The sequence below is a fragment of the Nisaea sp. genome, assembly GCF_034670185.1.
Classification (GTDB): Bacteria; Pseudomonadota; Alphaproteobacteria; order Thalassobaculales; family Thalassobaculaceae; genus Nisaea.
Window position 1 is genome coordinate 72,853 of sequence record NZ_JAXMNY010000001.1, and the last position, 12,952, is coordinate 85,804.

A 12,952-nucleotide genomic window follows, 5' to 3' on the forward strand; every position below is an offset into this window, starting at 1 on the left:
CTACGCGCCAAGCGCTCGCAAGCAGAGGGATGCGTTTACCCCGCCGAAGCCGAAACTGTTGCAGAGGGCACTGCGGATCGTGGCCGCCCGCGCCTTCAGCGGGATGAAATCCAGATCTTCCGCGCCATCGTCGGCGCCGCCGAAATTCAGAGTCGGCGGCAGAACCCCGCGCAGTACGGCGAGGGCGGAGAATACGGCTTCCACGCCGCCAGCCGCACCGAGCAGGTGCCCAATGGAGGATTTCGTCGAGGAGATCGGTATCCCGGCAAGGGCCGCGCCGAACACCCGCCGGAGAGCGGCGAGTTCGCCCTTGTCGCCGACCGGTGTGGAGGTCGCGTGGCCATTGATATAACCGATCTCTGCCCCAGTCAGACCTGAGCGTTTCAGCGCGGCCGAAATGGCAAGTGCTGCGCCCGAGCCGTCTTCCGGCCCCGCTGTCAGGTGGTAAGCATCTGCGCTCGTGCCGTACCCCGCGACCTCAATCAGCGGGGTGGCGCCGCGCGCTTCGGCATGGCTCTTCCGCTCAAGCACCACCAGTCCGGCGCCTTCGCCCAGCACAAATCCGTCCCGGTCCCTGTCATAGGGCCGTGACGCCTGTTCCGGCGCATCGTTTCGGGTGGAGAGCGCGCGCGCTGCCGCGAAGCCTCCGATGGTCAGCCGGTCGATGCAAGCCTCCGTGCCGCCTGCGAGAACCACATCGGCTTCGCCTGCATGGATCAGGCGCATGCCGTCGCCGATGGCCTGGAGCCCGGCGGCGCAGGCGGTGACCGGCGTGTCGATCGGTCCCCTGAAGCCGTAACGGATTGAGATGTTTCCGGCGGCGAGATTGCCGAGGAATGCGGGGATGACGAAGGGGGAGAGGCGGCGGTAGCCGCGCTGGTCCAGCGTGGTCTTGGCCTCTGTGATTACGGGAAAGCCGCCGATGCCGGTGGCGACGGCGGTAGCCGTGCGGTCTTTGCTTTTCTGATCCTCGGGCTTCCATCCGGCCTGGGTAAGCGCTTCTTCGGCCGCCGCCAGCGCATAGATGGTGAAGAGATCGACCTTTTTGCGGTCCTTCGTGGTGACCACAGCATCGATATCCAGTCCTGCTTCCGGATCCTCCTCGATGGAAGGCACCAGTCCGGCAATGCGGGTAGGCAGGTCGGAGACATCAATCCGGTCAACCGCGCGGATGCCGGAACGGCCTGCAAGGAGCCTGCTCCACACCGCCTCGACACCTCGCCCAAGAGGGGTCACGAGGCCCATGCCGGTTATCACAATAGGATCGTCAGACATTTGTTTCTCCAGTTATGTATATGCACAACTTTGCTCAAAAATACTCACTCAAGATCGGCAAGGATCTTCAGGGCTTCCTGTACCTGGTTCCATTTCTCCTCGCCGAGTTCAACGCGCACTTTGTCGTGCGCCTCGAACCAGACGGGGATGAATTCCTCGACATGCCTCTCGCCTTCCTCCGTCAGAGACACGCGCTGGGAACGGCCACGACCTTCATTTTCGGCCTGAATCAGGCCTTTTTTCCGCAATGCCTGCAGGTTCCGTGTCATGGCACTGCGTTCAATGGCGGTGCGCTCGGCAAGTTCGCTTATGGAGGAGAAACCGCCGCCGGCAATGGCGAACAGCAGGCCAAGTTGGGTGGCCTGAAGGCCATGTTCTTTGGCCAGCCGGTTATAGCGCCGGGTGATCGACCGGGCTGCCCGCCGCGAGTTCAGCATCAGGCAATAGGTCGTCATGTGCTTGGCGGTTTTCGCGTCCATGCGCTTTGCATAATGTGCATATGCACTTCTGTAAAGTCCCCGGAATGTCCGGGCGACAATTGCGCGCGGAGCAGGGCTGGGGGCACCATCCGGTTGCGGCAGCGGCCCAAAACGGCTAGGACAAGGCGATTTCCAAGCCTTCTTTTCCGGAGAGACCGCGTGTCGCATCCCGACAGCGAGAGCGAATTGACCAAGCGTGCCCTGCTTCCCGCGGGCCTGCGTGACGTGCTGCCGCTTGATGCGGCGCATGAGGCTGCGATTATCGAGGCGCTGCTGGCCCGCTGCGCATCGCACGGCTACGAACGCGTGAAGCCGCCGCTGGTGGAGTTCGAGACCTCGCTCTTCGCCGGGCCGGGTGCCGCCATGAGCGACAGCACCTTCCGCCTGATGGACCCGGTATCCCAGAAAATGATGGGCGTGCGCGCGGACATGACCGTGCAGATCGCCCGCATCGCGACCACCCGTCTGAAGCAGGAACCGCGGCCCTTGCGTCTTTGCTATGCGGGTGAGGTGCTGCGCGTCTCGGCCAATCAGCTCAACCCGGAGCGCCAGCTGGTGCAGGTCGGCGCGGAGCTGCTTGGTGGGGACAGCGTGGCGGCCGATGCGGAGCCGGTTCTGCTGGCCGTGGAAGCCCTGCGTTCCGTTGGTGTGACCGATCTATCCGTTGACTTGACAGCGCCGCGGGTGATTCCGATCCTGCTGGCTGGCTCTGATCTGGCGGCGGACACGTTGCGGTCCCTGCGCATGGCCATCGACCGTAAACATACAGCCGAAGTCCGCCGTTTGGCGGGGGATCTGGCGCCGGTTTTGACCCAGCTCATGGATGCCGCAGGCTCCTGGCAGGACGCGCTTGGCGAGATGTTGGATATTGAATTGCCGGAGGCGGCGCGTGCCGCCATTGACCGTGTTGCCGCCATCGCGCGGAGCGTGGCGGAGATCGAGCCCGATCTCGCCATGACCATCGATCCGGTCGAGAATCGCGGTTTCGAGTATTACACCGGCTTTGGCTTCAGCCTGTTCGCGCGCGGCGTACGCGGCGAACTCGGGCGTGGTGGCCGCTATCAGGTGGATGGCGGCGACGGGATTGGCTCGACCGGTTTCACGCTGTACATGGAAACCGTGCTGCAGGCTCTGCCGGACCCGACGCGTCCGGAACGGCTTTATTTGCCGTCCGGGACTGCCGTCGATCAGGCCCGTGCGCTCCGGGAGCAGGGCTGGATTACCATCGCAGCATTGGACAAGGACCCCGATCCGGCGCTAGAAGCGTCCCGCCTCGGCTGTACTCATATTTTGAAAGACGGAGCGCCGGTGGCGCTCTGACTGCTGAAAGACGGAGTGCCGGTGGCGCTCTGATTGTGCCGGTGCCGCATCGCGCGGCCGGAATTCAAGAAAGACGAGACGACACATGAAAAATGTCACGGTGATCGGCGCCCAGTGGGGCGACGAAGGCAAAGGCAAGATCGTCGACTGGCTCTCGGAACGCGCCGACGTGATCGTGCGCTTCCAGGGTGGTCATAATGCCGGCCATACGCTCGTTATCGGCAATCAGACCTACAAGCTGAGCCTGCTGCCGTCCGGCGTCGTCCGCGAGGGCAAGCTCTCCGTTATCGGCAACGGCGTGGTCGTCGATCCGTGGGCGCTTGCCAGCGAGATCGAGACGCTGAGGAAGGCCGGGGTGAAGATCACCACGGACAATCTGGTGATCGCGGACAATGCTTCTCTCATCCTGCCGGTGCATCGCCGCATCGACCAGGCCCGCGAAGCGGTTCTGGCTGAGGGCAAAATCGGCACCACCGGACGCGGCATCGGCCCGGCCTATGAAGACAAGGTCGCCCGCCGTGCGGTGAAGGTTTCCGATCTTTCCGATCCGGAAACACTGGAAAAGCGCGTGCGTGCGCTTATCGCCCATCACAATGTGTTCCTGAAGGGCGCCGACGAAGAGCTGATCGACCCGCAGGAAACGCTGAACCTGCTGGCGGAGATCGCCGGTACGGTGCTGCCCTTCGTGAAGCCGGTCTGGCGCGAGCTGCAAACGGCGGTTGCCGCCGACAAGCGCATCCTGTTCGAGGGTGCCCAGGGCGTCATGCTCGATGTCGATCATGGCACCTATCCTTTCGTAACCTCCTCCAACACGGTTGCAGGGCAGGCGTCTGCCGGCTCCGGGCTCGGCCCGCGCGATATCGGCTATGTGCTCGGCCTGGTGAAGGCCTACACCACCCGTGTCGGCTCCGGCCCGTTCCCGACGGAACTGCAGGACGAGAACGGCCAACGGCTGGGTGAGCGCGGCAAGGAATTCGGCACGGTCACCGGCCGGCAGCGTCGCTGTGGCTGGTTCGATGCGGTCATGGTCCGGCAGGCTCTCAAGGTCTCCGGTGTCGACGGCATCGCACTGACCAAGCTCGACGTGCTGGACGGGTTCGATGAGCTGAAAATCTGCGTCGGCTACGAGCTGGACGGTGAAACCCTCGATTACTTCCCGGCCGGTGCCGGCAAGCAGGCCCGGGTTAAACCGGTCTACACCACCGTACCCGGCTGGTCCGAAAGCACGTTCGGGGCACGGTCCTGGGCCGACCTTCCGGCAAATGCGGTGAAATATATCCGCTATGTGGAAGAGCTGATTGAAACCCCGGTCGCGCTTCTGTCCACGAGTCCCGAGCGTGAGGACACCATTCTGGTGCATGACCCGTTCCGCGGCTGAAGGCCTCAGAACACTATAGAATCAGACGGCTAACTCGTCTTCTCCGGATGCTTTTTCTTGCATTTGGAGCGAAAGATTGGGAAACCGGATAGGTTCTGGAGCCTGATCCGTCGGGATCATGTCGATCCGTGCGGCCGGTCAGGTTCCATTAATTCGACTGGATGCAGGAATTGGTGCGGGAAATACGTCCGCGTCGGGGCCTGTGTCAGGAAGAAGAGACCTGCCGCGTATGGCCGATCTAGTCAAATTCAGCGACCGGTTTGAAATCGATCCCGCTCAACCTTTGCCCGACCTCGATTCACCGTCGGGCAAAGCCTATGCCTGCACTGAGGGCAATGGAACCGAGTTTTTTGCCCTGGTCTGCGATCCAAAGGTGCCGCTGCGGATCGAGACCATCAACGGGCTCAAGGGCTTTCCAAAACACAATCTGATGCGCGTTACCGATCATGGGGTGGTTAACTGGACCATCTCCGGTCGGCGCATGCCTGTCCTCATCCTCGACCGGCCGCGCGGTGCGCGCCTTTTCCCCGATCCGGCACAGGCGATTGAGCCTTTCACGGACGAACAGTTGGCGCGGGGCTTCCTGACGCCGCTTGTCGCCACCATGCGGGAGATGTCCCAGCGCGGCGTCACGCACAGGAATATCCGGCCCGACAATCTGTTTTATTCAGATCCCGCGCGCCGTTCCGTCATGGTTGGCGAATGCGTCAGCGGCCCTCCCGGCCTTTACCAGCCGGACAGTTGCGAAAGCCTCGAATGTGTCATGGCCGATCGCACGGCCCGGGGCGAAGGCGGTGTGCTGGACGATCTGTTTTCGGTTGGTGTGACCTTGCTCTCCCTGCTCACGGGCCGAATGATGCCGGAGCCGACCGATCCGCAACGGATGATTTTTGACCGTATCAATTTCGGGTCCTATGCCTGCCTTGTCGGTAACACCAGACTGCAGATGAACATGGTCGAAGTGTTACGCGGTCTGCTGACGGATGAACCGCGGGAACGCTGGACGATCCGTGATCTCGAACTCTGGCTCGGTGGCCGCCGGCTCACCCCGAAGCAGGTGAAGTTGCCGACCAAGGCTGGACGGCCACTGACGGTCGGCGGCGGTACATACGAGAATGTACGGGCCGTCGCACATGCCATCGGGCGTAACTGGAATACAGCGGCGGAGCTTATCCGGGGCCAGGATTTCGACAATTGGCTGCGGCGCTCACTCGGCGACGAGGCTGTGGTCGAAACCGTCAACAAGGTGACCGGTGGCGCGACTGGAATTCAGAGCGCGCCGAAGGAGGAAGACGCCCGCCTGGTGACCAGGGTCGCCATCGGCCTCGATCCGAGCGCCCCAATCCGCCACAAGGGCTTTTCCTGCCATATCGACGGCGTCGGCCCGACCTTGGCGTTGAATTTCAATGACGATGCGACCCGTCAGATGATCGCCGGCTTCATCGGCAGCCGTTCGGTTGGACCGTGGATGTCGGTTCAGACCCGCTCAAAGCAGGACCTGCTCGAGCTGTTCTCGAAATTCGACAAATTGCCGACTTTCCTGAACAGCACGGGACCCGGTTATGGGATCGAGCGTGTCCTGTACGAGCTGAATGAAGATATTCACTGCATGAGCTCGATGATCGAGCATCTCTATGTCACTGATCCGGAAGAAGTGATTCCGTCACTCGAGGCCGTGGCTCAGGGCCAGAACCGGCCTCCGATTCCAATGGACCGGCATCTTGCAGCGTTTCTTGGCGCCCGCTCTTCCGACATTGATGACCGGCTGCTGCGTCCGCTTGGCAACGCCACGGACAAACGTCCCGCGATCGACGCGCTGAATGTCATGCGGCTGCTTGCCCGGATACAGGCACTGTCGCGGAACGGCCCCATGCCGGGGCTATGCAAGTGGTTTACCGAACTGATGAAGCCGGCCGTGAACGGTTTTCACAATTTGAAGGCCCGGGCGGCTGTCGAAACCAGCATGATGAAGGCGTCCGAGAGCGGTCAACTCGGCGAAATCCTGAAAATCTTCGATGATCAGAGGGCTCAGCAGCGGGACCAGCAGGGCTTTGCGCGGGCGCAACAGGAATTCGCCCATTGTGCGGTGCAGATTGCCCAGATGAACCTCGATCTGCAGAACAAGGACAGTCTGGCGGCGGAACTCGGGGAGCAGGCGGCGGCCGTGATCTCCGGTGTTGTCGGCAGTGTGGGAACGACGGCTATCGTGATCCTCTATTTGGTTTAAACTGCGTTCTGCCGCATCCTCGCCGGGTCGCGGGCGGAACGAAACGGGCAATCGGAAACAGAGATGGCATCAAAATCGGCCAACGCATCATCGTTGAAGGTTATTGTCATCACGATCGTTGGCGGCCTGATGCTGTTCACGCTGCCGACCGTCCTGGTTCTGGGGCTTGGCATGTTGCCGACCTTCGCCGCCATGATGGTTGACCAGAGGCGGGAGAAATACACGACGCTTTGCGTTGGTTGCATGAATTTCGTCGGTGTGCTGCCGTTCGTCGCCCGACTCTGGTCGGAGGACCATTCCTACGCCAAGGCATTCGAGATCATGGCTGATCCCTTCGCCTGGCTGACAATGCTGGGGGCTGCGGGGCTTGGCTGGTGCATCTATCTGCTTGCGCCCGGCGTTGTCTCTATGGGGATTGCCATGCGCATCGAACAGCGCATCGGCAGGCTGCGCCGCCGTCAGAGAGAACTTGTCGAGGAATGGGGGCCGGGTGTTGCCGGTGCCCTGGACAATAGCGAGCCGCAGGACTCCAAATCTGCAAAAGAAGGCCGGGACAGTTAAGCCCCGGCCAGTGGTCTTCTTCAGACCGTTTCCAGACGCTGCTCCATGGCAGCGTTGCGCATTGCTTTCTGAAGCTTCTCGAAGGCTCTTACCTCGATCTGCCGGACCCGTTCCCGGCTGATGTTGTAGACCTGACTGAGATCTTCGAGCGTTGTCGGGTTTTCCTGCAGGCGCCGCTCCGTCAGGATATGACGCTCGCGCTCGTTCAGGGTTTCCATGCCGATGGACAATAGTTGCCGCCGCTGGTCCAGCTCCTCGCTTTCCGCGAGCTGCGTTTCCTGGCTATCGCCCTCATCAACCAGCCAGTCCTGCCATTCACCTTCCCCATCAATGCGCAAAGGCGCATTCAGGGAATGGTCCGGGGCGGCCAGCCGTCGGTTCATATTGACGACGTCCTTTTCCGGGACTTCGAGTTTAGTGGCAATCGCCGTCACCCGTTCCGGAGAGAGATCGCCTTCTTCGATGGCCTGCATCTGGCCTTTCAGCTTTCGCAGGTTGAAGAACAGCTTCTTCTGCGCTGCCGTGGTGCCGATTTTCACCAGCGACCAAGAATGCAGGATGTATTCCTGAATGGCCGCCCGGATCCACCACATGGCATAGGTGGCGAGACGGAAGCCGCGCTCCGGATCGAAGCGCTTCACTGCCTGCATCATGCCGACATTGCCTTCGGAGATCAGCTCGGCGACCGGCAGGCCGTAGCCGCGATAGCCCATGGCGATCTTGGCGACGAGCCGGAGGTGGCTGGTGACGAGTTTGTGCGCGGCATCGGAATCGTCATGCTCCCGCCAGCTTTTGGCGAGCATGTATTCCTCTTCCGGCTTCAGCATTGGAAACTTGCGAATTTCCTGAAGGTAACGGGTCAGGTTGCCTTCCACCGACATGGTCGGGAGCTGTGTCGCTTGTGCCATGGTTCCCCTACAATTCTATTCGACGACTACTGAAATCATCGCCTCTAGAGGGGGAACGCATACATATAGCGTCCATTTCCTCCCCCCGTGATCTTTAATATTGTGTGTGAATGTGGACTTTTTAAGGCCTAATTAACGTTCTATTGGACACGACCGGAAAATGACTTATTCAGGATTATTGCGTAATCCAGCCAGAAGCAGCTCCATATCGGTCGGTAACGGGCTCTCGAACCGAAGCATTTCACGGCTTATCGGGTGCTCGAAGCCAAGCACTGCCGCATGCAAAGCCTGCCGGGTGAAAGCCCTGATGGCCTCCGGATCCGATGCCTTGTTGCTCCGCCCGTAAAGCGGATCGCCGATCAGCGCATGGCCGATATTGGCCATGTGAACCCTGATCTGGTGGGTCCGCCCGGTTTCCAGCCGGCATTCGACCAGCGCGGCCTTCATGCCGAACCGTTCCAGCACCTTGTAGTGGGTCACCGCCGGTTTGCCGGTGGCCGTGACCGCCATTTTCTTCCGGTTGCGCTGGCTCCGGCCGATGGCGCCCTCGATCCGGTCCGATGATTTAGTCGGCACACCGCGTACGACGGCCCGGTAGCGGCGCTCGATGGTGTGTGCGGCGAACTGAACCACCAGACCCTGATGCGCATCGTCGCTCTTGGCGACGACCATCAGGCCGCTGGTGTCCTTGTCGATCCGGTGCACGATGCCGGGCCGTTTCACCCCGCCTATCCCGGAGAGGCTGCCGCCGCAATGGGCGAGCAGGGCATTGACAAGCGTACCATCCCAGCTGCCGGGCGCCGGATGCACAACGAGACCAGCCTGCTTGTTGACGACGATCAGATCGTCATCCTCGTAAACTATCGAGAGCGGGATCTCTTCGGCTTCCGGTTCCGCTGGTTCGGGGGGCGGAATATCGACCCGGTAGGTATGGCCCGGTTTGACCGTTTCCGAGGGGTCGGTTATCGTCCCGTCTCCGCAGCTGACGCGGCCTTCCAGGATGAGATTTTTCAAGCGACTCCGGGACAGGTTCGGGCTGTCCGGCATCTCTGCCAGGCGCCCGGCGAGCCAACGGTCGACGCGGTCGACATTCTCTTCCCGTGCCTCGGCATCGCCGGACACGATCTCTATTTGAAAATTTTCTGAAGCAGGATCCATGGCGGCGAACCTACCCGATAGCGATGAAAACAAAAAGCGGGCTGAACCGGGCTGGCTTCTGCCGGCGAAAATAGCCGTTGTGGTGATGGGGCTGATGATCCTCTCCGGCCTCGGTGTGATCGCCTATACGGTCGCCACCCGGCTAAGCGGCGGCGAAGAGAAAACGGTGGCTGCCCCTGCTGCAACACCTGCTGCAACAGGGACGGAAGCCCAGGTTGTCCGGCAGATCGCGACTGCGTTCGGCACTGTCGATGTGGCGATTCCGAACGGTGCCCGTCTCGGCGCGGTCCAGCTCGAAGACGGCAGGCTGATCCTGCGGATGAACCTTCAGAACAGTAAGGTTCGGTTGCTGGTTTACGATCTGGCGACCGGTAAGGAACTGGGCGTCTTCAATATCACCCGGGAAAAGTAAGAATGACCAGTAATCCCAATATCTGGAACGTCAACTTTGCCAGCGACAATGTCGCCGGCGCGGCGCCGGAAATCATGACCGCGCTGCAGGAAGCCTCCACCGGTTTCGCCATGCCTTACGGCAATGACGATCTGACTGAGATCGTCCGCCGCCGGCTGGCCGAGACCTTCGAGACGGAGCTTGCCGCCTATCCGGTCGCCACCGGGACCGCGGCCAACTCGTTGGCCCTGTCGGTGCTATCTCCGCCCTATGGCGTGGTCTTCTGTCATGAAGGCGCGCATATCGAGGAAGACGAGTGTGCGGCGCCGGAATTCTATATAGGCGGCGGCAAGCTGACCCTTCTGTCCGGCGAAAACGGCAAGTTCTCCGCCGACACGCTGGCGAAAAAGCTCGGCGACCCGAGCGCAGCCTCGGCGGTGCATCACGCCCAGCCGGCGGCGGTCAGCATCTCCCAGCTGACGGAGAAGGGCACGGCCTACAGTCTGGACGAGATCCGGGCCATCGCCGATGTCGCCCATGCACACGGCCTCAAGCTGCATATGGACGGCGCCCGGTTCACCAATGCGATGCTTGGCCTCGGCTGCTCACCCGCTGAGGCAACATGGAAAGCCGGAGTGGATGCGCTGTCCTTCGGCGCCACCAAGAACGGTGCCTTTGCGGCGGAAGCGGTGATCTTCTTCGATCCGCAAGCGGCGAAGGATTTTGAGTTCCGGCGCAAGCGCGGCGGCCATCTGTTCTCCAAGATGCGCTTTCTGTCGGCCCAGATCGCTGCCTATCTCGAGAATGACAACTGGCTGCGCTACGCCAGGACCGCGAACGATGCCGCCCGCCGCTTGGCGGACGATCTCACGTCTCTGTCTGGCGTGGAGCTCCTTCACGTGGTCGAAGGCAACGAGATCTTTGCCCGGATATCGGGGCCGGTGCATCAGGCCCTGCGTTCCGCCGGATGCCAGTATTACGCCTTCGCCGAGGCGGATGACGGCAGTGTGGGTATTCGCCTCGTCACCGCGTTCAATACGACCGAGGCCGATACCGAGCATTTCCTGAAGGCGGCCCGTGCTGGAGCAGGGGAGGCCGCAGCATGACCACCGCCGGACGGTATCCCGAAAACGATTACAAGAGTGACGCCACGCTGCCGCTGGACGGTGTGCGGGTGCTCGATCTCTCCCGGCTCGTTGCCGGCAATATGGTGACGCACGTGCTGGCCGATTACGGCGCCGAGGTGATCAAGATCGAGCGGCCGGGCTTCGGCGACGACCTGCGCAACTGGCGGACCGAGGGTGTGGCGACGCACTGGAAGGTCTACTGCCGGAACAAGAAGAGCATCACCCTCGATCTGCGGAAGCCGGAAGGCAAGGCGCTGTTCCTGAAGCTGGTGGAAACCGCCGATGCCATCGTGGAGAACTTCAAGCCGGGCACCCTGGAAGACTGGGGTCTCGGGCCTGACGTTCTGCAGGGACTGAACCCGAAGCTGACGCTGGTCCGCGTCTCCGGCTGGGGGCAGACCGGCCCATGGAAGCACAAGCCCGGTTTCGGCTCGCTGGTCGAGGCGATGAGCGGGTTTGCCGCGCTGAACGGTTTCGGCGACCGGCCGCCGGTACTGCCGCCGCTGGCTTTGGCGGACATGATCGCCGGGCTCTATGGCGCCTTTTCGGTCATGGTGGCGCTGCGTAATGTCGAGGTGTCGGGCGGCAAGGGCCAGAGCATCGATCTCTCCCTGTTCGAGCCGATCCACGCCATCCTCGGCCCGGAGGCGGCGAATTACGCGCTCAGCGGCAAGGTGCCGGAGCGCACTGGCAGCCGCTCCAACCTGACCGCCCCGCGCAATACCTATCGATGCAAGGACGGTAAATATGTGGCGCTGTCCGGCTCCATCCAGGCCATGGCGGAGCGGCTGTTCCGCACCATCGGGCGGCCGGAGCTGATCGACGATCCGCGCTTCAAGACCAATTCCGACAGAGTGAAGCACAACGACATTCTGGACCCGATCATCGCCGAGTATATGGGCGAACGGACCCAGGCCGAATGCCTCGCCATCTTCGAGGAAGCGGGCGTGACTGTCGGCCCCGTCGCCGATGTCGCCCAGCTTGCGGATGACGATTACATGGAAGGCCGTGGCGTGATCGAGAGCTTCCCGGACGCGGAAATCGGCGCCCTGCCGATGCATGCTGTTATCCCGCGCATGTCGGACACGCCGGGCGGTGTGCGCAGCCCGGCGCCGGAACTTGGCCAGCACAATGACGAGGTCTGGTCCGCGCTTGGCCTTGATGCGGCAGAACAGGCAAAACTGACCGATGCGGGAGTGATCTGACATGGCTGGTGCTCTCCCTCTCTGGCGTTCACTGCTCTATGTGCCCGTCACGAACCAGCGCTTTGTCGAGAAGGCTTCGGCGCGCGGCGCGGACGTCATCAAGCTCGATCTTGAAGACAGCATCCCGCCAGCGGAAAAGCCCGCTGCACGGGCGGCCGTGCGCGATGCAGCCCGGCTGATCTCGAATGCCGGCACGGAAGTGCTGGTCCGCATCAACCGGCCCTGGCGGATGACCGTGTTGGATCTGGAAGCCGCAATCTGGCCGGAAGTCTCTGGCCTGTGCCTGCCGAAACTGGAATCCGCCGACCATCTCGCCTTCCTCGACGAAACCGTCGAGGAGCTGGAACGCGAGCGCGACATGGCGGTCGGCTCCGTCCGCTTCATGGGGCTGATTGAAACCCCGCGTGGCCTGAATAATGTGCGCGCCATCGCCAAGGCCAACCGGCGCCTGATGGGCCTGTCCCTCGGCCAGGAAGACTATTCCGCCGCGCTCGGTATGCCATCCCTTGGCCCGGGGGATCTGATCGAGGACATGCGCCTCGTCCAGCGCGCCGCCCGCGAAGCGGATATCCTGCCGCTCGGCTATGCCGGCTCCATCGCCGAGATCACCGACATGGAAGCATTCCGGGCGAGTGCGATGCGTGCTCGTCAGCTCGGCATGGAAGGCGGGTCCTGCGTCCATCCGGCTCAGGTGCCGATCCTGAACGAGGTGTTCAGCCCGACCGCGGACGAGGTGGAGACGGCGGATGCCATGGTCACCGCCTATGACGCCGCCATGGCCGAAGGTCTCGGCGCCGTCAGTTTCCGCGGCAAGATGATCGACGTCCCGGTGGTCGACCGGGCACGGCGGGTGCTGGTGCTGCGCGACCGGATCGCGGGGAAGAGCTAAGGACGTTCCCGACGCCTCCATCAACGTCATTCCC

12 protein-coding genes are annotated in these 12,952 nt (G+C 62.2%); 8 read left to right on the forward strand and 4 right to left on the reverse strand.

What is annotated here, in order from left to right; translation table 11 throughout:
* Window positions 1-1,275 (reverse strand): beta-ketoacyl-ACP synthase II, encoded by a 1,275-nt coding sequence (fabF, locus tag VOI22_RS00345; RefSeq protein ID WP_323794618.1) that lies wholly within the window; start codon window positions 1,273-1,275, stop codon window positions 1-3.
* A gap of 44 nt (window positions 1,276-1,319) precedes the next feature.
* Window positions 1,320-1,754, reverse strand: a complete 435-nt coding sequence (locus tag VOI22_RS00350) for a MarR family winged helix-turn-helix transcriptional regulator (RefSeq protein WP_323794619.1) — start codon at window positions 1,752-1,754, stop codon at window positions 1,320-1,322.
* A gap of 159 nt (window positions 1,755-1,913) precedes the next feature.
* On the opposite strand from VOI22_RS00350, the gene VOI22_RS00355 reads away from it, so the two are divergent.
* The 4 genes from VOI22_RS00355 to VOI22_RS00370 all read left to right on the forward strand — a co-directional run bounded on the left by VOI22_RS00355 (window position 1,914) and on the right by VOI22_RS00370 (window position 7,240).
* A complete protein-coding gene (locus VOI22_RS00355; RefSeq protein WP_323794620.1) occupies window positions 1,914-3,074 on the forward strand; it encodes an ATP phosphoribosyltransferase regulatory subunit in 1,161 nt (386 codons plus the stop codon).
* A gap of 85 nt (window positions 3,075-3,159) precedes the next feature.
* The gene (locus tag VOI22_RS00360) at window positions 3,160-4,452 is read left to right on the forward strand and encodes an adenylosuccinate synthase (RefSeq protein WP_323794621.1); all 1,293 of its coding nucleotides are present in this window, start codon (window positions 3,160-3,162) and stop codon (window positions 4,450-4,452) included.
* A 229-nt stretch (window positions 4,453-4,681) separates the two neighbouring features.
* A complete protein-coding gene (locus tag VOI22_RS00365; RefSeq protein WP_323794622.1) occupies window positions 4,682-6,679 on the forward strand; it encodes a hypothetical protein in 1,998 nt (665 codons plus the stop codon).
* A gap of 63 nt (window positions 6,680-6,742) precedes the next feature.
* Window positions 6,743-7,240 carry a hypothetical protein gene (locus VOI22_RS00370; RefSeq protein ID WP_323794623.1) on the forward strand — a complete coding sequence of 166 codons (498 nt, stop codon included), beginning with the start codon at window positions 6,743-6,745 and terminating at the stop codon, window positions 7,238-7,240.
* A 20-nt stretch (window positions 7,241-7,260) separates the two neighbouring features.
* Here VOI22_RS00370 and rpoH read toward each other — a convergent pair whose 3' ends face one another.
* Window positions 7,261-8,148, reverse strand: coding sequence for an RNA polymerase sigma factor RpoH (gene rpoH, locus VOI22_RS00375; RefSeq protein ID WP_028465869.1), 888 nt, complete (start codon window positions 8,146-8,148; stop codon window positions 7,261-7,263).
* Between the two features lie 165 nt (window positions 8,149-8,313).
* On the reverse strand, window positions 8,314-9,270 hold the full coding sequence (locus tag VOI22_RS00380) for an RluA family pseudouridine synthase (protein ID WP_416366048.1): 957 nt from the start codon (window positions 9,268-9,270) through the stop codon (window positions 8,314-8,316).
* Between the two features lie 34 nt (window positions 9,271-9,304).
* Here VOI22_RS00380 and VOI22_RS00385 point away from each other — a divergent pair, with 34 nt between their 5' ends.
* Genes VOI22_RS00385 through VOI22_RS00400 form a run of 4 tightly spaced genes read left to right on the forward strand, consistent with a single transcriptional unit; the run spans window position 9,305 to window position 12,918 of the window.
* Window positions 9,305-9,718 (forward strand): hypothetical protein, encoded by a 414-nt coding sequence (locus VOI22_RS00385; protein WP_323794624.1) that lies wholly within the window; start codon window positions 9,305-9,307, stop codon window positions 9,716-9,718.
* Window positions 9,719-9,720: 2 nt separating this feature from the next.
* Window positions 9,721-10,803, forward strand: a complete 1,083-nt coding sequence (locus tag VOI22_RS00390) for a low specificity L-threonine aldolase (RefSeq protein WP_323794625.1) — start codon at window positions 9,721-9,723, stop codon at window positions 10,801-10,803.
* Entirely contained in the window at window positions 10,800-12,029 is a 1,230-nt protein-coding gene (locus tag VOI22_RS00395; RefSeq protein ID WP_323794626.1) for a CoA transferase, read from the forward strand. The genes VOI22_RS00390 and VOI22_RS00395 overlap by 4 nt, the downstream gene beginning before the upstream one ends.
* Window position 12,030: 1 nt before the next feature.
* Complete coding sequence (locus VOI22_RS00400) at window positions 12,031-12,918, forward strand: CoA ester lyase (protein ID WP_323794627.1); 888 nt, start codon at window positions 12,031-12,033, stop codon at window positions 12,916-12,918.
* The last annotated feature ends 34 nt before the right edge of the window (window positions 12,919-12,952 follow it).

Excerpts from the sequence above, each read along its gene's own strand:
- VOI22_RS00395 (WP_323794626.1), top strand. The coding sequence starts at position 10,800 with ATGACCACCGCCGGACGGTATCCCGAAAACGATTACAAGAGTGACGCC.
- rpoH (WP_028465869.1), bottom strand. The coding sequence starts at position 8,148 with ATGGCACAAGCGACACAGCTCCCGACCATGTCGGTGGAAGGCAACCTG.
- VOI22_RS00390 (WP_323794625.1), top strand. The coding sequence starts at position 9,721 with ATGACCAGTAATCCCAATATCTGGAACGTCAACTTTGCCAGCGACAAT.
- VOI22_RS00365 (WP_323794622.1), top strand. The coding sequence starts at position 4,682 with ATGGCCGATCTAGTCAAATTCAGCGACCGGTTTGAAATCGATCCCGCT.
- VOI22_RS00400 (WP_323794627.1), top strand. The coding sequence starts at position 12,031 with ATGGCTGGTGCTCTCCCTCTCTGGCGTTCACTGCTCTATGTGCCCGTC.
- VOI22_RS00370 (WP_323794623.1), top strand. The coding sequence starts at position 6,743 with ATGGCATCAAAATCGGCCAACGCATCATCGTTGAAGGTTATTGTCATC.
- VOI22_RS00360 (WP_323794621.1), top strand. The coding sequence starts at position 3,160 with ATGAAAAATGTCACGGTGATCGGCGCCCAGTGGGGCGACGAAGGCAAA.
- VOI22_RS00350 (WP_323794619.1), bottom strand. The coding sequence starts at position 1,754 with ATGGACGCGAAAACCGCCAAGCACATGACGACCTATTGCCTGATGCTG.
- VOI22_RS00385 (WP_323794624.1), top strand. The coding sequence starts at position 9,305 with ATGGCGGCGAACCTACCCGATAGCGATGAAAACAAAAAGCGGGCTGAA.
- fabF (WP_323794618.1), bottom strand. The coding sequence starts at position 1,275 with ATGTCTGACGATCCTATTGTGATAACCGGCATGGGCCTCGTGACCCCT.